Genomic DNA, 19,605 nt, shown 5'->3' on the forward strand with positions numbered 1-19,605 from the left:
GGTCAGCCTGACGCCGACCATGCGGGAGGTGTGCACGGCTGCTCGTCGCCGGGCCCGGTGCCGGGGGCGAAGACGCACCCGCTCCATGTGCAGCGCACCCGGGCACCGGCGCGCGCCGCATCGAGCAGCCGCGGCGTCCTCGGCCGCCTCCACCGGGTCTGCTCCACGACCACGAGCGGCACGGCATCCAGCAGTTGCCTGCTCCGCCAGGCGCTCCGCCCCGTCACGGACCGCAGCGCCCGGACGACGTCCAGCTTCCGGTCCGCGTCCCCGGCCCCGGTCAGCAGCACGCTGTACCCCGGCTCCTCCACCGTCCCCCCTTCGCGCTCCCGCGCCCGCGCCCCTCAGGACACGATGTCCTTCCCCCGGAAGCCGCGGAAGGCCAGCGCGAAGAACACCACCGCGAAGGACAGCGACACCGAGGTGCCCTTGAGCATGCCCGACCATTCCAGGCGGGGCTGGAGCGCGTCGATCCAGGCGTACTGCCAGTGCGTCGGCAGGACGTCCCGCAGCGAGCCCAGGGCGGTGATCGCGTCCAGGATGTTGGAGAGGATCGCGACGCCCACGGCCCCGCCGACCGCCCCCAGGGGCGCGTCGGTGAGCGTGGAGAGCCAGAAGGCGAAGCCCGCGACGGCCAGTTGGCCCACGAAGACGTAGAGGGCGGCGATCGCGAGCCGGCCCGTCGCGGTGCCCGGGGGCAGCGAGCCGGCCGTGGTGAGTTCCAGGTCGCCCCATCCGTAGGCGAGCGTGCCGACCCCCAGCGCCACCGTGGGCAGCGCCAGCACGGCGGCGGCGCTGAAGACCAGGGACACCAGCGCCTTGGAGCCCAGCAGCCGGGCCCGGGGCACCGGGGCGGCCAGCAGGTAGCGCAGGGAGGACCAGTTGGCCTCCGAGGCGATCGTGTCGCCGAAGAAGAGGGCGACGGGGATCGTCAGCAGGAAGCCGGAGGAGACGAAGAGCACCGCCAGCGAGAAGTTGACGCCCGAGGCGGTGGCCACGTCCATCATCGTCGGGCCGGAGTCCCGCCCCCGCGGGGTGCCGCCGATCGCGAAGGCCGCCCACACGATCACGGGCAGCCCGAGGACGACGGCGAACGCGACGAGCGTGCGGCGCCGCAGGAACTGCCGCACCGCCTCCACCCGCAGCGGCAGGGTGCGGCCCGGACGGTACCCCGCGGCCAGTTCCAGGGTCTCGGTCACGCGGGACCTCCGATCAGGGTCAGGAACGCGTCCTCCAGGCGGCGGTGCGGGCCGACGCGCTCCACCGGCACGTCGAGCCGCAGGAGTTCGGACAGCAGCTCCGGCACGGTCATGGTGCCCGGCCGGACCAGCAGCCCGTCGTCCGCGGACTCGGCCGTCTCGACGCCGGGCAGCGCCGACAGCTTCGCGGCGACCGCCTCGCGCTCCTCGTCGCCCATGCCCGGCGCGCCGACGAAGAGCGTCCGCCCGCTCCCGGCGATCTCGCCCACCGGACCGGCCGCCACGAGCCGCCCCTTGTCCATGACGACCAGGTGCGTGCAGCTCTGCTCGACCTCCGACAGCAGGTGGCTCGAGACGAGGACGGTACGGCCCGCCGCCGCGTAGCGCCGCACCACGTCGCGCATCTCGCGGATCTGCGGCGGGTCCAGCCCGTTGGTCGGCTCGTCGAGGATGAGCAGGTCGGGCAGGCCCAGCATGGCCTGCGCGATGGCGAGCCGCTGCCGCATGCCCTGCGAGTAGGTGCGCACCGCGCGCTCCAGGGCCTCGCCGAGGCCGGCGATCTCCAGGGCCTCCTCGACGTGGGCGTCGGCCGCCGGCCGGCCCGTGGCCCGCCAGTACAGCTCCAGGTTGGCCCGCCCCGTCAGGTGCGGCAGGAAGCCCGCGCCCTCCACGAAGGCCCCGACCCGGGACAGCACGGGCGCGCCCGGCCGGATCGCGTGGCCGAACACGCGGATGGTTCCGGCGTCGGGCCGGATGAGGCCCATCATCATGCGCATCGTCGTCGTCTTGCCCGCGCCGTTGGGGCCGAGCAGCCCCAGCACCTGGCCCCGTTCCACCCGGAAGGACAACTCCCGCACGGCGTAGCGGTCCGCCGCGCCGTGGTAGCGCTTGGACAGCCCGGAGATCTCCAGGGGTACGTCCGTGAGGGCCGGGTCCGGCGGCTGCCGCACCGCGCCCGCCCGGCGGCGGCCGGTCAGCAGCAGCGCCGCCGCCAGCGCGAGCGCGGCGACCGGCAGCAGCCACACCCAGACGGGCAGCGTGCCCTGGGCGGTGGTCAGTTCCGGGTCCGTGGGCACCGTCAGCGCGGCGCCGGCGGGCAGGGACACCCGGTACGTGGCGGCCGCGACGGGGGAGGCGTAGCCGAGGTCGGTGGTGGACAGCACCAGCCGCAGCCGGTGTCCGGCGGCGAACTCGTGGTCCACGGCGGGCAGCCGCACCTGCACCGTGCCGGCGCCGGCGACCCGCAGCGGCGCGACCAGTTGGTGCGGCAGGGTCTCGTTGCCGCCCGGGCCCACGTCGTACAGCTTCGCGAAGAGCACCGCACCGGCGGGTGCGTCCGTGTCGACGGTGACCCGTGTCGTCGCCGCGCCCGTCAGGCGCAGCGACGAGGTCAGCGGCGCCGAGTCGAAGGCGGCGCGCTGACCGGGGAAGTCCAGCGACAGCGACAGCCCCTGGCCGAGGTCGGAGAGCTGGGAGAGGGCGCCCACGCCGGGCACCGCCGAGATGGCGGGCGGGCTGCCGCCGGCGGGGTTGGCCACCGTCCGCGCGCGGCCGCCGAGCGGGACCGTCCGGGTCCGGGTGCCCTCCAGCCCCGGGTACGCGTCGGCGTCCGCACCGCGCCGCACGGCCCTGCCGTCGGTGGTGTCGACGCCTCCGGTCCGGGTGACCCGGAACGCGGGCCCGGTGTCGGTGCCCTCGTCCTTCTTCAGCCAGCGGTCGAACCAGGCCGTGGTGCGCGCCTCGATCCGCGAGGTCTCCTGGTCGCCCCCGTCGTGCCCGCCGGAGAACCAGTCGACGGCCACGGGCGCGCCGTTCGCGGCGACGGCACGCGCGATGGCGTCGCCCTGGTCGAGCGGGAAGAGGGAGTCGTTCTGGCCCTGCACCACCAGGGTCGGCACCTTGATGCGCCCGGCCACGGAGGAGGGGCTGGAGCGCGTCAGCAGCCGCAGCGTCGCGGCGTCCGGGCGGCCGGCCACGGCCGACCGGTCGTACATCGCGCACAGTTCGGCGGTGAAGCCGCAGGCGGCGCCGCGCGAGCCGGTGGAGAAGAAGATCCCCGCCCACAGCTTCTTGAACACGCCCTGCGGGAACAGCGCTTCGCCCAGGTCCCACCAGGTGATCGCGGGCGCGATGGCGTCCACCCGCCGGTCGTACCCCGCGGCGAGCAGCGAGATGGCTCCGCCGTACGAGGCCCCCGCGACGCCGACCCGCGGGTCGTCACGGCCGTCGCGCAGCACCTCGGGCCGCCGGCCCAGCCAGTCGATGAGCCGTGAGACGTCGGCGACCTCGGCGTCGGGGGAGTTGAGCCCGATCCGCCCGCCCGAGGCGCCGAATCCCCGCGCGGACCAGGTCAGTACGGCGTAGCCGCTGCGGGCGAGGGACTCGGCTTCGGCCCGCACGTCGTCCTTGGTGCCGCCGAAACCGTGCGCGAGCAGGACCGCCGGGCGCGGCGCCGACCCGCCGGAGGTGAAGTAGGAGGTGTCGATCCGCACCTTCGCGGTACTGCCCGGGGCCTCGGGCAGCGAGAAGACCCGGTCCTGGCGGCGCACGGGCGCGGGGGCGTCGGCCGTCGCGAGGGTGACGGCGCCGCCTGCGGCGAGCACGGCGAGGGCGGCGGCGCCGGCCGCCAGCCGCCGCCGGGTGCGCCAGGTCCTGGGCAGGGCGAATCGCATGCGTGATCCTCGGACGGGGACGACGAGTGTGACGGTCCCACTATGCATTCCGGTGATCACCCGCGACGTCCGCCTCAGGCACCGGATCGGCGTACTGCACCGGGAGTACGGTGGCGACCGTGCCCCTCGAACGACTCGTCACCGCCCCCCTGCCCCGGCTGGGTCTCGGCCTCGCCGCCGTCGGCCGTCCCGCCTACATCGACCTCGGCCGCGCCGCCGATCTGCCCGCCGACCGCACCGTCGAGGCGATGCGGGACCGTGCCCACGCGGTCCTCGACACCGCCTACGCGCTCGGCATCCGCTACTTCGACGCCGCCCGCTCCTACGGCCGGGCGGAGGAGTTCCTGGCCGGCTGGCTGGACGCCCACCCCGAGGCGACCGACGTCGTGATCGGCAGCAAGTGGGGCTACACCTACACCGCCGGGTGGCGGCCCGACGCCGAGGTGCACGAGGTCAAGGACCACGGCACCGCCACCTACGACCGGCAGATCGCCGAGACCCGCGCCCTGCTCGGCGACCGCCTCGACCTCTACCAGATCCACTCCGTCACCCCGGACAGCCCGGCCCTCGCCGACCGCGACCTCCACGAACGCCTCGCCCGGCTGGCGGCCGACGGGGTGGCCGTCGGCCTGTCCACCAGCGGTCCGCTGCAGGCCGAGGCGATCCGCGCGGCGCTGAAGGTGACGGTGGACGGGCGGCGCCTGTTCTCCGTCGTGCAGGCCACCTACAACCTGCTGGAGCCCTCCGCCGGGCCCGCCCTGGCCGAGGCGCACGACGCGGGACTGACCGTGATCGTCAAGGAGGCGATGGCCAACGGCCGCCTGGCCACGGCCGATCCCGACTCCCCCCTCGCCGAGGTGGCCGCCCGGACCGGCGCCACGCCCGACGCCGTCGCCCTCGCCGCGGTCCTGCGCCGCCCCTGGGCCCGTGTCGTGCTCTCCGGCGCCGCGACGACCGGCCAGGTCACCGCCAACGCCCGGGCCGCCTCCGTCGGCCTCGACGCGGAGCACCTGGCCCGGCTCGCCGCCCTGGCCGAACCGGCCCCGGCGTACTGGCGGCACCGCGCGGAGCTCCCCTGGAGTTAGGGCGTGTCTGATGAATCCCGCCTGGCTCGCGACGCTCCCCCAGTTGGCGCTGGGAGGTGCCCCCCGGCACGGCACTCCCCCAGCGGCCGGGGTGCCCCCACGCTGCGTTGTCGGAGTCGTCCACGTACGTCCAGTACGAGGCCGATCCTCCGCCTTGCGATAGCACGCACCAGCCGCCACGAGCCCCGCCCTCCGGGCGGACGGCGCTGTTCATCAGACACGCCCTAGCGGACGCCCGGAGCTAGCGGACGCCCGAGCCCGCGAGGCCCGCTGTGCGGCGGGAGCCCGCCAGGAAGCCCCCGATGCGTGCCCGCAGCCCGGCGGCGTCCAGGCCGTGCGCCGCAACGTGTTCCTGCCAGGTGCCGTAGCGGCGCAGCTCCGCGCGGGCGGTGCCCAGGGCCAGGACGCGGTGGGGCAGGTCGAGCAGGGCCTCGGCGGCGAAGGGCGCCGAGGTGCCCGCCAGGTACGGCTCGACGAGCACCACGTCCGCCGCGTCCGTGCCCGCGACGGCCGCCCGCAGCCCGGACGCGTCGAAGGGGCGCACCGTGGAGGCGTACAGCACGGTCACGTCCATGTCCGCGACCGCCGCCAGCGTGGCGTCCAGGAGCGGGCCCACGGCGACGACCACGCCCGCCCGGCCCTCGCGCAGCACCCGGAACCGGCCCGGCGAGACCGGCCGTGCGGTGCGGTTGGACTGCTCGCTGAGCCGCACGTAGACCCGGTTGTCGTCGTCGGCCGCCGCGTGCCGGACCAGGGCCTCGGCCTCGTCGGGGTGGCCGGGCACGTGCACGGTCCAGCCGTCGAGGGTGTCCAGCAGGGCGACGTCACCGGGGGCCTGGTGGGTCCGGCCGCCCGCGGCGATGTCGTACGAGGCGCCCGCGCTGACCAGCACCGCGCCCGCGCCCTGGTGCCCCAGGTCCAGCTTGACCTGCTCGAAGGGGCGTTCCACCAGGAAGCTGCCGAAGGTGTGGACGATCGGCCGCAGCCCGGTCAGCGCCAGCCCGCCCGCGACGCTGACCAGCAGCTGCTCGCGGATGCCGACGTCGATCACCCGGTCGGGGTGGGCGCGGGCGGCGTCGGTGAAGCGGTCCCCGGAGATGACCGCCAGCACGACGGCCAGACGGGGGTCGTCCTCCAGCAGGCGTCCGGCGATGGTGGTGAAGCGTTCACGCATGGTGTCCACGGGAAGGTCTCCTCGGCTCGGGGCGGCGGTCAGCGCTTAGACTCGACACGGGCGACGACGGCGTGCGGCCGTCCGGGGTGGGGCATGGTGAACGCCTCGTACAGGGCTTCGTGGTCACGGCCGTCGACGGTGGCCACGGACCAGCCCTCGGCGGCGAAGAGCGAGGCGGGACCGCCGGGGCGCCGATAGGTGGCGGAGGTGTTGTCGACCGCGACGACGTGCAGGCCCTCCAGGCCGACGGCGCCGGCGAAGGCGACGGCCTCGTGGTTGCTGCCCTCGTCCAGTTCGGCGTCGCCGACCAGCACCCACACCGCGGCGTCGGTCAGGCCCTGCGCCCGCAGGCCCAGGGCGCTGCCCACGGCGATCGGCAGGCCGTGGCCGAGTGAGCCGGAGCCGATCTCGGCGCCCGGCACGAGCACACGGTCCGGGTGGTGACCGAGCGGCGACCCGAAGGAGCCGAAGCCCGGCAGCCACTCCTCCGGGACGAAGCCCTTGGCGGTGAGGACCGCGTAGTACGCCATCGGGCCGTGGCCCTTGGAGAGCAGGAAACGGTCCCGCCCGGCGTCCTCAGAGGTCCCCGGGGTCACCCGCAGCACGCGGTCGTAGAGCACCCACAACACGTCGAGGGTTGAGGTGGCGGCGGGCCCGTGCTTCTCGTCGCCGGTCATGAGCGACATCAGCCGCCGCAGGTCGTCGTAGCCGTACGCGGTGTCCGTGCTGGTCGGAGTCATATGGGGATGGTGCAACTTCAAGTCGGCTTGAGGTCAAGCGGTACCCTCGGGCCCATGAGCGACCCCGCACCGCGCCGCGACCGCCTGGCCATCGGTGAGCTCGCCGCCCGCAGCGGCCTGGCCACCTCGGCCCTGCGCTACTACGAGGAGCTCGGCCTCATCCGCTCCGAGCGCACCGCCGGCGGGCAGCGCCGCTACGCCCGCGCCACGCTCCGCCGTGTCGCCTTCATCCGGGCCGCCCAGCGCGTCGGCCTGTCGCTGGAGGAGGCCGGCGCGGCCCTCGCCAGGCTCCCCGAGGACCGTGCCCCCAGCGCCGCCGAATGGAACACCGTCGCCCGCACCTGGACCCGCCGCATCGACGAGCAGATCGCGGAGCTCGAACGGCTCAAGGGCAACCTCACCGGCTGCATCGGCTGCGGCTGCCTCTCCTTGCGCAAGTGCGCCCTGTACAACCCGGACGACACCGCCGCCGCCAAGGGCCCCGGCGCGCGCTACCTGCTGGGCGACGAGTCGGCTACACCCCGTCGACCTTGAACGGGTCGTGCTCGGCCAGCAGCTTGTCCAGCCGGGCCTGGTCCACCCGGCTCGTCACCTGGCCGGCCTCCTGCCGGTCGCGGACGACCTTGGCGAGCGTGAACGCCGAGGTCACCACGTAGAGCAGCCCCACCGCCAGGAAGGCCCGCACCCACGGGCCGACCGGCAGGTAGGCGATGCCCACGACCATCGCCCCGAGGGCGACGGCGAACGAGATCGCGGCCTGGGCCGAGAAGGCCGCGGTCGTCTGCTGCTGGATCGGATTCGCCATGACCGAAGCATCGGCCGTCGTGGCCCGCGCCACATGAGTACGGCTACTCATCCCGGGCCGGGTACCCCGTCGCGGCGGCGCCCGGCGTGCTGCGGGAATGGTGCGAGCGAGCACCCGACGACGTGCGGTATTGTTCTCGTGCGCGGTCGGCCGGGCGGGAAGCCCGGGACGAAAGCGACACCGGGACGTGGCGCAGCTTGGTAGCGCACTTGACTGGGGGTCAAGGGGTCGCAGGTTCAAATCCTGTCGTCCCGACGGTGTCGACCAGCGGGTTTGTCATTCATGACAAACCCGCTGGTTGCGTTTGCGGCACATGAGGCGCGGCCGGAGCGGTACGACCCCGGCCGGCCGTCCCCCGGGCGGGCCCGCGCCGCCCCCGGCCGCCGGGGGCCGCGCGCGTGCGCCGGGACGCCTCCGTGCGCCGTGCCACCGGGCCGGAAAACGCTTGGACTCCACGTGGGCCGCCGCGGGACACTGCCACTTCCGGACCGCCCACTCATGCGCACCTCGGCGCCGCCGTACCGCCACGGCGGCAGCGGCACCTCCCGGAGAAGCTCGCGGCAGCACGCCGCACGACACCACAGGGTGGAGATGGGATCGCCTGAATCACGCAGGTTCCGGCCGGCCAGGGGCCCGGTGCTCCTGGCACTGCGCTACTACGGAGGGGAGTTGGCCCGGTTCCGGTGGCTGACGCTTCCGGCGATGCTGTCGCCGGCCCTCGGCAACATCGGCATCAACTACGTCGCACCGCTGATCGTCGCGAAGCTCGTCGGCGGCTTCGTCGACGGCACCGCTCCCGGCATCGGCTCGACCCTCCCCTACGTCCTGGCCTTCGCCGGCGTGCTGCTGCTCGCGGAGACGCTGTGGCGCATCGGCCTGCACTGCCTGAACCGCCTCGACGCCCGCGGCATCGAGCACCTGTACGTGGTCGGGATGGACGAGCTGTTCGCCAAGGACGCGTCGTTCTTCCACGACAACTTCGCGGGGTCCCTCACCAAGCGGGTGCTGAGCTTCGCCTCGCGCTTCGAGGAGTTCGTCGACACGCTGACCTTCAGCGTCCTGGGCAGCTTCGTCCCGCTGCTGTTCGGGTCGGTGGTGCTGTGGGCCTACGAACCGCTGCTGGTCGTCGGCCTCTTGGCGATGATCGCGGTGACGGCGCTGTGCGTGGCGCCCCTCATCCGCCGGCGCCAGGTGCTCGTCCGCCGGCGCGAGGAGGCGATCGCCCGGGTGTCCGGGCACGTTGCCGACAGCCTGATGAACATGGACACGGTCCGGGCGTTCGCCGCGGAGGAACGCGAGGCCGCCGAGCACCGCTCCCGTGTCGCCGAGTCGCGAAGGCTCACGCTCAAGTCGTGGGACTACGGCAACCTGCGCATCGACACCCTGGTCGCACCGCTGTCGGTGCTGACCAACGCGCTCGGCCTGCTGCTGGCGGTCACGCTGGGTGCGGGCACGCACGGCGTGGAGGCGGTCGTGGTGGCCTTCACGTACTACTCCAACGCGACGCGGATCATGTTCGAGTTCAACCAGATCTACCGCCGCCTGGAGAGCTCGATGACGGAGGCGGCGCAGTTCACCGAACTGCTGCTGAAGCCGCCCACCGTGCTCGACCCGCCCGCGCCGGAACCGCTGCGGTCCCGGGGCGCCGACGTCCGCTTCGAGCACGTGACCTTCTCCCACGGGGGCGCGGAGCCGCTCTTCGAGGGGCTCGACCTGGCCGTGCCCAGCGGTGCCAGGATCGGGCTGGTCGGCCGGTCCGGCGGCGGCAAGACCACGCTCACCCGGTTGCTGCTGCGGATGAACGACATCGACGGCGGCCGGATCCTCATCGGCGGGCAGGACATCAGCCGGCTGCGCCAGGCCGACCTGCGCAGCCTGATCTCCTACGTGCCGCAGGACCCGGCGATGTTCCACCGCTCGCTGCGGGACAACATCGCCTTCGCCCGGCCGGACGCCACCGAGGGCGAGATCCGCCGCGCGGCCCTGGCGGCCCACGTCACCGAGTTCGCCGACGCGCTGCCCGGCGGCTTCGACACCATGGTCGGCGAGCGCGGGATCAAGCTCTCCGGCGGACAGCGGCAGCGGGTCGCGCTCGCCCGGGCGATCCTGCGCGACGCGCCGATCCTGCTGCTGGACGAGGCGACCAGCGCCCTGGACTCGGAGAGCGAGGTCCTCGTCCAGGAGGCGCTGTGGCGGCTGATGGACGGGCGGACGGCGCTGGTGGTGGCGCACCGGCTGAGCACGGTCGCCGGGATGGACCGGCTGGTCGTCCTGGACCGCGGGCGCATCATCGAGCAGGGCACCCACCAGGAACTGCTCACGGAGGAGGGCGCCTACGCCAAGCTGTGGCAGCACCAGTCCGGAGGCTTCCTGGACGACACCGCCGAACGGGCCGACCTGCACTGAACCAGGCCGCCCGGTCGGTCAGGGCGTCCCGGTGGGCTGCGTCACCGCGATCGACACGTCGGTGCCGGGCACCTCGCGGCCGTCCTCGGTGAGGAAGCCGACGTGGACGGCGTGGCCGGTCGAGCGCGTCCGCCGGCGCGCGGAGGGGCCGGACGGGCGCGGCCGGTGGCGGTCGCCCCACTGCTGCAGCGAGGCCATGACGAGGTCGAGCTCCCGCCCGGCCTCGGTCAGGTGGTAGCTCTGCCGCTGCCGGCTGCCCGGCTCCTGGTACGTGCGGGTGCACAGCACCCCGGCCTCGACGAGCAGCTTGAGGCGGGCGCTGAGGAGGTTGGGCGCGATCCCGAGCGACGTCTGGATCTCGGCGAAGCGGTGCCTCCCGGCGAAGACCTCGCGCAGCACCAGCAGGGACCAGCGCTCACCGAGGATCTGCAGGCTCCGCTCGATGGAGCAGGCCGGCTGGTCCTCCTGGGGGCCCGACACGTGCCGTCCGTTCGTCACCGCGGCTCACCTCCTGCCCGATGCGGCGAAAGGACAGTCTACACCTAGGTTTCCTCCTGCTACTCAGCCCCGGGCGGGAGGGGCCCGGAGCGGCCGGGGGACGCGTCACGGCCGTTGTCGGAGGCGATGGCTACGGTGGTCGCATGCCCGATTCCGAAGACGTCCGCCGCATCGCCCTCTCGCTCCCCGAGACGGTGGAGAAGGAGGCCTGGAGCATGCCCACGTTCCGGGTCGCCGGGAAGATGTACCTCACGCTGCCCGACGACGAGACGTCCTTCGCCGTGCGCTGCCCCATGCACGAGCGGGGCGAGCTGATCGCGGCCGAGCCGGGGAAGTTCTGGGTGCCGCCGCACGAGGCCGGATCGAACTGGGTGCGGGTGCGGCTCGCCGCCCTGGACGACGTGGACGAGCTCCGGGACATCGTCGCCGACTCCTGGCGGCAGGCCGCGCCGCCGCGGCTCACCGAGACGGCGGGCCCGGCCGGGGGAGCCGGCGCGTGACGACCCCGTCCCCGACCCCGCCGCTCAAGGCCGACTTCACCTTCACCGGCCGGATCGAGCGGGCCGCCACCGAGGCCGCCCGCGCCGAGGCGCACGGCGCGGACGGCGTGCTGGTCAACGAGATGCGGCACGACGCCTTCCTCCAGCTGGCCCTCGCCGCGGGCGCCACCCGGCGGGCCGACCTGGTCAGCGGCGTGGCGATCGCCTTCGCCCGCAACCCGATGACGGTGGCCACGGCCGCGTACGACGTCCAGCGGCTCTCCGGCGGGCGGATGACCGTCGGCCTCGGCTCCCAGGTCAAGCCGCACATCACCCACCGCTACGGCATGCCCTGGTCGCGGCCCGCCGCCCGCATGAAGGAGTTCGCGGGCGCGCTGCGCGCCATCTGGCACAGCTGGCAGACCGGCGAACGGCTCCGCTTCCGCGGCGAGTTCTACACCCACACGCTGATGACGCCGATGTTCGACCCGGGCCCCCTCCCGTCCGGGCCGCCCCGCATCTGGCTCGCCGGCGTCGGCCCCCTGATGACCGCTGTCGCGGGCGAGGTCGCCGACGGGCTGATCTGCCACGCCCTCACCTCCGCGGACTACCTGCGGCAGGTGACCCTCCCGGCCGTGCACAAGGCCAGGGAGTCCTCCGAGCACGCGGGGCAGCCCTTCGACGTGGTGGGCAACGCCCTGGTCGCGACCGGCCGTACGCAGGAGGAGTACGCCGCGGCCCTCACCGCCACCCGCGAGAGGATCGCGTTCTACGCCTCGACGCCCGCCTACCGCGCCGTGCTCGACCTCCACGGCTGGGGCGAACTCCACGACGAGCTGCACCGGCTGTCCGTGCGCGGCCGCTGGTCCGAGATGGGCCGGCTGGTCGACGACGACGTCCTGGACGCCTTCGCCCTCCACGGTGAACCGCGGGAGGTCGGCCGGGCCGTGCGCGACCGCTTCGCGGGCCTGTGCACACGCGTCACCGTCTCCCTCTCCCACGACGCCGACGACACCCTCGCCCTCGACGTGCTGGCCGGGGTGCGGGACTGACGGGCCACCGGGCCCTGACCAGGCCCGCACGATGATCGGCGGACCCTACATCCATCCGGCCCCCGGCACCTAACTTACGGAAGCTTCACGTCCGCGAACGCCGCCGTGCGGCAATGTGTCCCCATGAGATCGCGCCCGTACGTACTGATGTCCGTGGCCTCCTCGCTGGACGGATGCCTGGACGACACGAGCACGACCCGGCTGCTGCTCTCCAACGAGGAGGACTTCGACCGGATCGACGAGGTCCGCTCCGGGGTGGACGCCATCCTCGTCGGGGCCAACACCATACGTTCCGACGACCCGCGGCTGCTGGTGTGCTCCGCAGAGCGCCGCGAACGGCGCGTCCGCGCCGGGCTCCCGCCGACCCCGGTGAAGGTCACCGTCACGGAGAGCGGGAAACTCGATCCCGGCGCCCGGTTCTTCACCACCGGGGAGTGCGAGAAGGTCGTCTACACCACGTCCTGCGCGAGCGACTGCCTCCGCGAACGCCTGGGGGACGTCTGCTCCGTCGTCGACGCCGGCGACCCGCTGGACGTCCGGCTCCTGCTCGCCGACCTCGCCGGGCGCGGCGTCGAACGGCTCATGGTGGAGGGCGGGGGAGTCGTCCACACCATGTTCCTCAGCGCCGGACTCGTCGACGAACTCCACCTGGTGTACGCGCCGTTCTTCGTCGGCCAGGCCGACGCCCCGCGCATGGTGCACCCCGCGGTCTTCCCGCAGGGCCCCCAGCACCGGATGACGCTCGCGGAGACCCGGCAGATCGGCGACGTGGTGCTGCTGCGCTACCTGCCGCGTCAGGACGCCTGACCGCCCGGGACGGGCGGGGCGCGTTCGGGGTCGCAGACCCTCCGAGGCCCCCGGACCGGCGACGCGGTAGGACGACGCCCGATCGCCGGCGGGCACGGGCCGCGGAGGGGCCGTGAGCGGGACCTGGTGTCCTTCAGCTCTGCTGAACCGGGCTGCTCTCCAGGGTCCGGAGCCCAGGCGCGATGCGACGCGCCGCTCCTCGCGCGTCAGGCCGAGGTCCCCGGCAGCGCGTGACGCCGGCGGGAGCCCGAACGCGCCGGGTCAGGAGGTGCGGCCGCTCGCGGCCGAGGGTCCGGAGGGGCGGGTGCTCTGTGGCGCTCGCCCGGCGCTCACGATGGCCGCCGCCGAACGATCACACCGGCGGCGCCGACGCGATGGCCCCGGGACCGTCGGTGTCCCCGACCGGTGGCGGCGGGGACCGCGGCCTGCGGTGCCTTCGAAAGCCACTGCACTCGAGGGCCCGTCGGCCGGGCTGATACCCGTGGCCCGCAGGTCCCGGGCGGCGGCTGACGTCGGCGGGAAGCGTGAACGGGCCGAGTCGGGACGTCCGGCCGCCGGTGGGCAGGAGTCCCGGACAGGCCACGAGGGGACCGACGCCCCGCGGCGCGGCGCCGTGCCGGTCCACGGCCGCAGGCGCGGGCCCGTGGCCCCGGCGGGGAGGACCTCGCCGGGGCCACGGATGTGCCGGGTCAGGAGGTGCGGCCGCCCGCGGCGGAGGAGACCAGCACGCGGGTCTCCTCCGCCGCCGCGCCCGCCCCCGCGAGGCCCCCGGCGGGCCCGGAGCGCGGTGCCGGGCGGTGGCGCCACAGCCAGAGCACGTCGCGGCCGAACGACCACACCAGCGAGGCCAGCGCGAGCACCGTCAGGGCGGCCGAGACCCCCGCGGGCAGGAGCCCCGAGCAGGCGGCGAGCAGGACGACGCCCTGCAGTGCCGCAACGGTCTTGCGGGCGAAGCTCGGCGGGAGCGCGGCGTTGAGCCACGGCAGCACCCACGCCGCCGCCACGAAGGCGTAGCGCATGGCGCCGATCACCAGCACCCACGGGCCCAGCGTCAGGGCGAGCCGCGCGCTCAGCACCAGGATCAGGAAGGCGTCGACCTCCATGTCGAAGCGCGCGCCCAGGGCGGACGACGTGCCCGTACGCCGTGCGACCTTGCCGTCCACCGCGTCGAGGGCCAGGGCCACCGCGGTCAGCCCGGTCAGCAGCGGCGCGCCGTGAGCGACGCCTCCCGCCACCATGGCCGTCACGCCGCCGACGAGCACCGTGCGGGCCAGGGTGACGTGGTCGGCCGGGCCCAGCGAGCGGCGACCCGCCCGCCGCAGGCCCGCCGCCAGCAGTGCCCAGGTGCCCGCCGCGTAGACGGTCCCGGTCAGCCAGCCCACGGTGTCCAGGCCCACGGTGGCCCACAGCGCGGCGAGCAGCGCCAGCTGGGCTGCTGCCGCCCCGGCCTGCTCACGCCCCGCGGTGCCCCCACGGAACTCGGATCCAACGGTCATCACGGTCATGAGACGTCCCCGCTTGTCGCCTGTGCGGCACAGCCGCGTACGGTACGGGCCCGGCACCACCCGGATGGCGGGTGCCTGTTGCCCGCCATGGAGTACGGAGGAAATCGGTGGAGCGTTCGGCGCGTGCGTTCTGGCTTCGAGAACCCGGCGAGGGCGAGGTCAGAGAGGTCCCCCTGGCGGAACCCGGTCCGGGGGAGGTCCTGGTGCGCACCCTGTACTCCGGGGTGAGCCGCGGCACCGAGACCCTGGTCTTCCGGGGCGGGGTGCCCGTGAGCCAGCACCAGGCGATGCGGGCGCCGTTCCAGGACGGCGAGTTCCCGGGGCCGGTGAAGTACGGCTACCTCAACGTGGGCGTGGTCGAACAGGGGCCGCCCGAACTGCTCGGCCGCACCGTCTTCTGCCTCTACCCGCACCAGACCCGGTACGTCGTGCCGGCCACCGCCGTGACGCCCGTGCCCGACGACGTCCCCGCGGGACGGGCGGTGCTGGCGGGCACCGTCGAGACCGCGGTCAACGCGGTCTGGGACGCGGGCCCGCAGATCGGGGACCGGATCGCCGTGGTCGGCGCCGGCATGGTCGGCTCCAGCGTCGCCGCCGTCCTCGCCGGCGTGCCGGGCGTGCGGGTGCAGCTGGTCGACGTCGACCCCTCCCGCGCCGCCGTCGCCGAGGCGCTCGGCGTCGGCTTCGCCCACCCCGACGCGGCGGAGGGCGGCTGCGACCTGGTCGTCCACGCCAGCGCCACCGAGGCGGGGCTCGGCCGCGCCCTGGAACTGCTGGAGCCGGAGGGCACCGTCGTCGAGCTGAGCTGGTACGGCGACCGGCGGGTCAGCCTGCCGCTGGGCGAGGCCTTCCACTCCCGCCGCCTGGTCGTGCGCAGCAGCCAGGTCGGCACCGTCTCACCCTCGCGCCGCACCCGGCGCACCTACGCGGACCGGATGGCACTGGCCCTGCGCCTGCTCGCCGACCCGGTCTACGACGCCCTCGTCACCGGCGAGAGCGACTTCGAGGAACTGCCCCTGCTGATGAAGGAGATCGCAGGCGGTGAACGTTCCGTGCTCTGTCACCGTATTGCCTACCGTCCCGGTTAGGCCTTTGGGGAAGGTTGTCCTCGCGTGTTCAGTATCACCGTCCGCGACCACGTCATGGTCGCCCACAGCTTCCGCGGCGAGGTCTTCGGACCCGCGCAGCGGTTGCACGGCGCCACGTTCCTGGTGGACGCGACGTTCCGCCGCCAGGAGCTCGACGCCGACAACATCGTCGTCGACATCGGCCTGGCGACCCAGGAACTGGGCGCGGTGCTCGCCGCGCTCAACTACCGCAACCTCGACGACGATCCGGACTTCGCCGGGATCAACACCTCCACCGAGTTCCTGGCGAAGGTCATCGCCGACCGGCTCGCCGACCGCGTGGCCGCGGGCAAGCTCGGCGAGGGCGCCCACGGCCTGACCGGCATCTCCGTCACGCTGCACGAGTCGCACGTCGCCTGGGCGAGCTACGAGCGTTCCCTGTGAGCACGCCCGCGCGCACGGCCGCCCCCGCTCCGGCGGGGGCGGCCCCCGCGTACGTCGTCCTCCCGGGCGACGTCGACGACGCCACCGCGCCCAGCGGCGGCAACGTCTACGACCGCCGCCTGAGCCAGACCCTCGCGGCGGCGGGCCGTCCGCTGCGGGAACTCCCCGTGCGGGGCACGTGGCCCCGTCCGGACACCGCCGCCCGCCAGGCACTGGCCGGGGCGCTCGCATCGGTGCCGGACGGCGCCGTCGTCCTGCTCGACGGACTCGTGGCCTGCGGCGTCCCGGAGATCGTCGTCCCGCAGACGCGCCGGCTGCGCACCGCCGTCCTGGTGCACCTGCCCCTGGCCGACGAGACCGGCCTCGACCCCGCCGCGGCCCGCGCACTCGACGCCCTGGAGCGCGAGACCCTGCGGGCCGCCGCCGCGGTCGTCGCCACCAGCCCCTGGGCCGCCCGGCGCATCGCCGAGCGGCACGCGCTGCCCGCCGGCCGGGTCCACGTCGTCATCCCCGGCACCGATCCCGCGCCGCTCGCGCCCGGCACGCAGGAGGGCACCCGGCTGCTGTGCGTCGCCTCGCTGACCCCGCGCAAGGGCCACGACCTGCTGGCCGGGGCGCTCGCCGCCGTCGCCGACCTGACCTGGACCTGTCGCTGCGTGGGCCCGTTCGGCCGCGACCCCGAACACCTCGCACGCGTAACCGCGCTGATCGGCCGGCACGGCCTCGACGACCGCGTGCACCTCACCGGCCCGCTCACCGGCGAACCCCTCGCGGCCGAGTACGCCGCCGCCGACCTGCTCGTCCTGCCGTCCCGCGCCGAGACCTTCGGCATGGTCGTCACCGAGGCCCTGATGCGCGGCACACCCGTACTGGCCACCGCCGCCGGGGGAGTGCCCGACGCCCTCGGCCTGGCACCGGACGGCACACCGCCCGGCCTCCTCGTCCCCCCGGACGACACCACCGAACTCGCCGCGGCGCTCCGCCGCTGGCTCGACGACGCCGACCTGCGCGGCCGGCTGCGCACGGCGGCCCGCCGGCGGCGCGAGACGCTGCACGGCTGGGAGCACGCCGCGCGGCACATGGACGCGGTACTGGAACTGCTGCGGGAGGGAACCCGATGACCACGTCCGACACCGCCCCCTTCACACCGCACTGGCTCGCGCTGCGCGAGGACGCCGACGCCGCGGCCCGCGCCGCGGACCTGCTCGGCCCGCTCCGCGAGCACCTCGCGGGAGCGTCCCGCGGCACCGGCAGCGGCACCGGCGCCGGCCCGCTCGTCGTCCGCGACCTCGGCTGCGGCACCGGCTCCATGGGCCGCTGGCTCAGCGGACGACTGCCCGGACCGCAGCACTGGATCCTGCACGACCACGACCCCGCCCTGCTCGACCTGGCCGCGGCGAGCCTTTCCGGCCTCACCGCGGGCGGCGGTCCCGTCACCGCCGAGACGCGCGAGGGCGACCTCACCCGGCTCACCCCCGCCGACCTCGCCGGGACCTCGCTGGTCACCGCCTCCGCGCTGCTGGACCTGCTCACCGCTGCCGAGATCGACGCCCTCGCCGCCACCTGCACCGCCGCAGGAGTGCCCGTGCTCCTCGGTCTCTCGGTGGTCGGCGAGGTCGAACTCGGGCCCGCCGACCCGCTCGACGCGGAGATCAGCGCCGCCTTCAACGCGCACCAGCGGCGCACGGCCGGCGGCCGCGCACTACTGGGCCCCGACGCCCTCGACGCAGCCGGCCGGGCGTTCACCCGGTACGGCGCCACCGTCACGACCCGTCCCAGCCCGTGGCGGCTCGGCGCGGACCGGTCCGCGCTCACCGCCGAGTGGCTGCGCGGCTGGGTGGGCGCCGCCGTCGAGCAGGAACCCGGCCTGGCCGCCCTTGCGGAGCCCTACCTGCGCCGACGGCTCGTAGACTGCGCGGCCGGGCGGCTGACCGCCGTCGTCGGCCACGGCGACCTGCTCGCCCTGCCCGGAGGTGACGCCCGGTGAGGCAACGACTGTGGGCCTGGCTGCGGCTGCTGATCGGCGCGGGCATCCTCGCCGCCCTCGTGTGGCGGCTCGGCACCGGCGCGTTCGTCGACGGCCTGCGGGTCGTCGACGGCCCCGCCGTCCTCGCGGCCCTCGCGATCGGCCTGTTCACCACCGTCACGAGCGCCTGGCGCTGGTGCCTGGTCGCCCGCCGGCTCGGCCTGCGGCTCCCGATGGCCCGGGCCGTGTCCGACTACTACCGGGCGCTGCTGCTCAACGCGGTGCTCCCGGCCGGCGTCCTCGGCGACGTCGACCGGGCGGTCCGCCACGGCAGGCACTCCGGCGACGTCGGCCGCGGCGTGCGCGCCGTCGTCCTGGAACGGGTGGGCGGGCAGGTCGTCGTCCTCGCGCTCGGCGCGGCCGTCCTGCTCACCCGACCCGCCCTGGTCACGGCCATCGCCGGGGACCTCGTGCCGGGCCGGGCCGCCGCGGAGGTCACGGCCGGCGTGCTCCTGGCCGTCGTGGTGCTCGGCGGATGGCTGCTGTGGCGGCGCGGCGCCAGGGGCCGGCGGGCCCTGGCCACCGGGCTGGCCGACGTCCGCAGCGGACTGCTCGCCCGCGGCACCTGGCCGGGCGTGGTCGCGCTGTCCGCGGCGGGATTCGCCGGCCACATCGCCCTGTTCGTGGTCGCGGCCCGCGTCGCGGGCTCGTCGGCACCGGTCACCACGCTCGTGCCGCCGCTCGTCCTGGCCCTGCTCGTGATGGGACTGCCCGTCAACATCGGCGGCTGGGGCCCGCGTGAGGCCGCCGCGACGCTCGCCTTCGGCGCGGCCGGGCTGGGCGCGACGCAGGGCCTTGCGACCGCCGTCGTCTACGGGGTGCTCACCCTCGTCTCCAGCCTCCCCGGGATCGCCGTGCTCGCCCTCCCCGGCCTGCGCGCGCTCGCCGCCCGCGTTCAGCCTGCGGAGGACGGCGCCGTGCCGTCCCCCAGGGCGCGGACGAACCGGAGCCCGGGGCGGCCTGCCAGCTCGACCGTGCCGGCTGACACGAACCCCGTACGGGTCAGCACCGTGCGGGAGCCCGCGTTGTCCAGCGTGGTGACCGCCCACAACGTCGTCAGCCCGTACTCCCCGGCCGCCAGGGCGCACACCTCGTGAACCGCGGCCGTGGCGAGCCCCCGCCCGGCCGCGCTCTCGGCGATCCGGTACCCCAGCTCCGCCGACCCGTCCGTCACGTCCACCACGTTGACCCGGCCCAGCACCTCGTCGTCCGCGCCGACCAGCACGTGGAAGTGGCAGGACCCGGCGTCCTGCTCGGCGAGCAGCGCCTGGTGCCGCGCGTCGAAGTACGCGAAGTAGTCGTCGCCCCGGTCCGGTATCGACGCGGCGAAGTACGCGCGGTTCGCCCGCTCGAACTCCAGGAGCGCGGTGGCGTGGTCGGCACGGAGACGTTCCAGGCGAGGCATGGGTCGATGTTAGGGCCTGACGCGGCGGCGGCATGTCGGGGCACTCGGCGTCGGCCGCCGGTCTGCGGGTGCCGCTGAGCCCTGTCGCACAGTCCCCCGGGCCTTCGGCCGGGGGTGCCCCCGGGCACCGGCCGGTGCCCGGCAGCGGGAGGACGCCGGCCGGTGCTCGGCCTTCCTTGCCCCTCGGCCTTCGGCGGAGGTGCTGCGTCGGCTGCTGGTTGCCGTGCTCGCGCACCCCGGA

General features: G+C 74.9%; 19 protein-coding genes, 1 tRNA gene and 1 pseudogene. 12 read left to right on the forward strand and 9 right to left on the reverse strand.

The window, feature by feature from the left end:
* Nucleotides 1-2 precede the first annotated feature (2 nt).
* Genes PV410_RS11165 through PV410_RS11175 form a run of 3 tightly spaced genes read right to left on the reverse strand, consistent with a single transcriptional unit; the run spans nt 3 to nt 3,871 of the window.
* Nucleotides 3-311, reverse strand: a complete 309-nt coding sequence (locus tag PV410_RS11165; protein WP_500323920.1) for a ribosomal protein L7/L12 — start codon at nt 309-311, stop codon at nt 3-5.
* A gap of 33 nt (nt 312-344) precedes the next feature.
* Nucleotides 345-1,199, reverse strand: coding sequence for an ABC transporter permease (locus PV410_RS11170; protein ID WP_500323921.1), 855 nt, complete (start codon nt 1,197-1,199; stop codon nt 345-347).
* Nucleotides 1,196-3,871 carry an alpha/beta fold hydrolase gene (locus PV410_RS11175; RefSeq protein ID WP_500323922.1) on the reverse strand — a complete coding sequence of 892 codons (2,676 nt, stop codon included), beginning with the start codon at nt 3,869-3,871 and terminating at the stop codon, nt 1,196-1,198. The genes PV410_RS11170 and PV410_RS11175 overlap by 4 nt, the downstream gene beginning before the upstream one ends.
* Before the next feature lie 119 nt (nt 3,872-3,990).
* On the opposite strand from PV410_RS11175, the gene PV410_RS11180 reads away from it, so the two are divergent.
* A complete protein-coding gene (locus tag PV410_RS11180) occupies nt 3,991-4,956 on the forward strand; it encodes an aldo/keto reductase (RefSeq protein WP_500323923.1) in 966 nt (321 codons plus the stop codon).
* A 241-nt stretch (nt 4,957-5,197) separates the two neighbouring features.
* On the opposite strand, the gene PV410_RS11185 is transcribed toward PV410_RS11180, so the two are convergent.
* Together PV410_RS11185 and PV410_RS11190 are read right to left on the reverse strand one after the other, a co-directional pair.
* Nucleotides 5,198-6,139, reverse strand: coding sequence for a transketolase family protein (locus PV410_RS11185; protein ID WP_500323924.1), 942 nt, complete (start codon nt 6,137-6,139; stop codon nt 5,198-5,200).
* A 29-nt stretch (nt 6,140-6,168) separates the two neighbouring features.
* Nucleotides 6,169-6,870 (reverse strand): thiamine pyrophosphate-binding protein, encoded by a 702-nt coding sequence (locus PV410_RS11190; protein WP_500323925.1) that lies wholly within the window; start codon nt 6,868-6,870, stop codon nt 6,169-6,171.
* A 54-nt stretch (nt 6,871-6,924) separates the two neighbouring features.
* On the opposite strand from PV410_RS11190, the gene soxR reads away from it, so the two are divergent.
* Nucleotides 6,925-7,404 carry a redox-sensitive transcriptional activator SoxR gene (soxR, locus tag PV410_RS11195; protein ID WP_500323926.1) on the forward strand — a complete coding sequence of 160 codons (480 nt, stop codon included), beginning with the start codon at nt 6,925-6,927 and terminating at the stop codon, nt 7,402-7,404.
* Here the strand turns inward: soxR and PV410_RS11200 are convergent.
* The gene (locus PV410_RS11200) at nt 7,385-7,675 is read right to left on the reverse strand and encodes a YiaA/YiaB family inner membrane protein (protein ID WP_500323927.1); all 291 of its coding nucleotides are present in this window, start codon (nt 7,673-7,675) and stop codon (nt 7,385-7,387) included. The genes soxR and PV410_RS11200 overlap by 20 nt on opposite strands.
* A gap of 181 nt (nt 7,676-7,856) precedes the next feature.
* Here PV410_RS11200 and PV410_RS11205 point away from each other — a divergent pair.
* Together PV410_RS11205 and PV410_RS11210 are read left to right on the forward strand one after the other, a co-directional pair.
* Nucleotides 7,857-7,930 (forward strand) — tRNA-Pro (locus PV410_RS11205).
* Between the two features lie 336 nt (nt 7,931-8,266).
* Complete coding sequence (locus PV410_RS11210) at nt 8,267-10,081, forward strand: ABC transporter ATP-binding protein (RefSeq protein ID WP_500323928.1); 1,815 nt, start codon at nt 8,267-8,269, stop codon at nt 10,079-10,081.
* An 18-nt stretch (nt 10,082-10,099) separates the two neighbouring features.
* Here the strand turns inward: PV410_RS11210 and PV410_RS11215 are convergent, their stop codons facing one another.
* On the reverse strand, nt 10,100-10,579 hold the full coding sequence (locus PV410_RS11215) for a winged helix-turn-helix transcriptional regulator (protein ID WP_500323929.1): 480 nt from the start codon (nt 10,577-10,579) through the stop codon (nt 10,100-10,102).
* 143 nt (nt 10,580-10,722) lie between these two features.
* On the opposite strand from PV410_RS11215, the gene PV410_RS11220 reads away from it, so the two are divergent.
* The 3 genes from PV410_RS11220 (at nt 10,723) to PV410_RS11230 (ending at nt 12,917) form a co-directional block, all read left to right on the forward strand.
* Nucleotides 10,723-11,079 (forward strand): MmcQ/YjbR family DNA-binding protein, encoded by a 357-nt coding sequence (locus tag PV410_RS11220; RefSeq protein ID WP_499515277.1) that lies wholly within the window; start codon nt 10,723-10,725, stop codon nt 11,077-11,079.
* Nucleotides 11,076-12,110, forward strand: coding sequence for a TIGR03617 family F420-dependent LLM class oxidoreductase (locus PV410_RS11225; RefSeq protein ID WP_500323930.1), 1,035 nt, complete (start codon nt 11,076-11,078; stop codon nt 12,108-12,110). The genes PV410_RS11220 and PV410_RS11225 overlap by 4 nt, the downstream gene beginning before the upstream one ends.
* A 123-nt stretch (nt 12,111-12,233) precedes the next feature.
* Nucleotides 12,234-12,917, forward strand: coding sequence for a RibD family protein (locus PV410_RS11230; protein ID WP_500323931.1), 684 nt, complete (start codon nt 12,234-12,236; stop codon nt 12,915-12,917).
* A gap of 689 nt (nt 12,918-13,606) precedes the next feature.
* On the opposite strand, the gene PV410_RS11235 is transcribed toward PV410_RS11230, so the two are convergent.
* Nucleotides 13,607-14,413 carry a CDP-alcohol phosphatidyltransferase family protein gene (locus tag PV410_RS11235; protein ID WP_500323932.1) on the reverse strand — a complete coding sequence of 269 codons (807 nt, stop codon included), beginning with the start codon at nt 14,411-14,413 and terminating at the stop codon, nt 13,607-13,609.
* A 116-nt stretch (nt 14,414-14,529) separates the two neighbouring features.
* Here PV410_RS11235 and PV410_RS11240 point away from each other — a divergent pair, with 116 nt between their 5' ends.
* The 5 genes and pseudogenes from PV410_RS11240 to PV410_RS11260 all read left to right on the forward strand — a co-directional run.
* Nucleotides 14,530-15,510, forward strand: a complete 981-nt coding sequence (locus PV410_RS11240; RefSeq protein WP_500323933.1) for a zinc-dependent alcohol dehydrogenase — start codon at nt 14,530-14,532, stop codon at nt 15,508-15,510.
* Between the two features lie 24 nt (nt 15,511-15,534).
* Nucleotides 15,535-15,933 carry a 6-pyruvoyl trahydropterin synthase family protein gene (locus PV410_RS11245; RefSeq protein ID WP_499515282.1) on the forward strand — a complete coding sequence of 133 codons (399 nt, stop codon included), beginning with the start codon at nt 15,535-15,537 and terminating at the stop codon, nt 15,931-15,933.
* The gene (locus tag PV410_RS11250; RefSeq protein ID WP_500323934.1) at nt 15,930-17,054 is read left to right on the forward strand and encodes a glycosyltransferase family 4 protein; all 1,125 of its coding nucleotides are present in this window, start codon (nt 15,930-15,932) and stop codon (nt 17,052-17,054) included. Before PV410_RS11245 ends, PV410_RS11250 begins: the two co-directional genes overlap by 4 nt.
* Nucleotides 17,051-17,920, forward strand: a complete 870-nt coding sequence (locus PV410_RS11255) for a methyltransferase domain-containing protein (protein ID WP_500323935.1) — start codon at nt 17,051-17,053, stop codon at nt 17,918-17,920. Before PV410_RS11250 ends, PV410_RS11255 begins: the two co-directional genes overlap by 4 nt.
* A gap of 59 nt (nt 17,921-17,979) precedes the next feature.
* A pseudogene (locus PV410_RS11260) lies at nt 17,980-18,747 on the forward strand (lysylphosphatidylglycerol synthase transmembrane domain-containing protein); the annotation flags it as partial.
* A 107-nt stretch (nt 18,748-18,854) separates the two neighbouring features.
* Here the strand turns inward: PV410_RS11260 and PV410_RS11265 are convergent.
* Nucleotides 18,855-19,364 (reverse strand): GNAT family N-acetyltransferase, encoded by a 510-nt coding sequence (locus PV410_RS11265; RefSeq protein ID WP_500323936.1) that lies wholly within the window; start codon nt 19,362-19,364, stop codon nt 18,855-18,857.
* Between the last annotated feature and the right edge of the window lie 241 nt (nt 19,365-19,605).

Source organism: Streptomyces sp. PA03-5A (genome assembly GCF_033792725.1).
GTDB lineage: Bacteria > Actinomycetota > Actinomycetes > Streptomycetales > Streptomycetaceae > Actinacidiphila.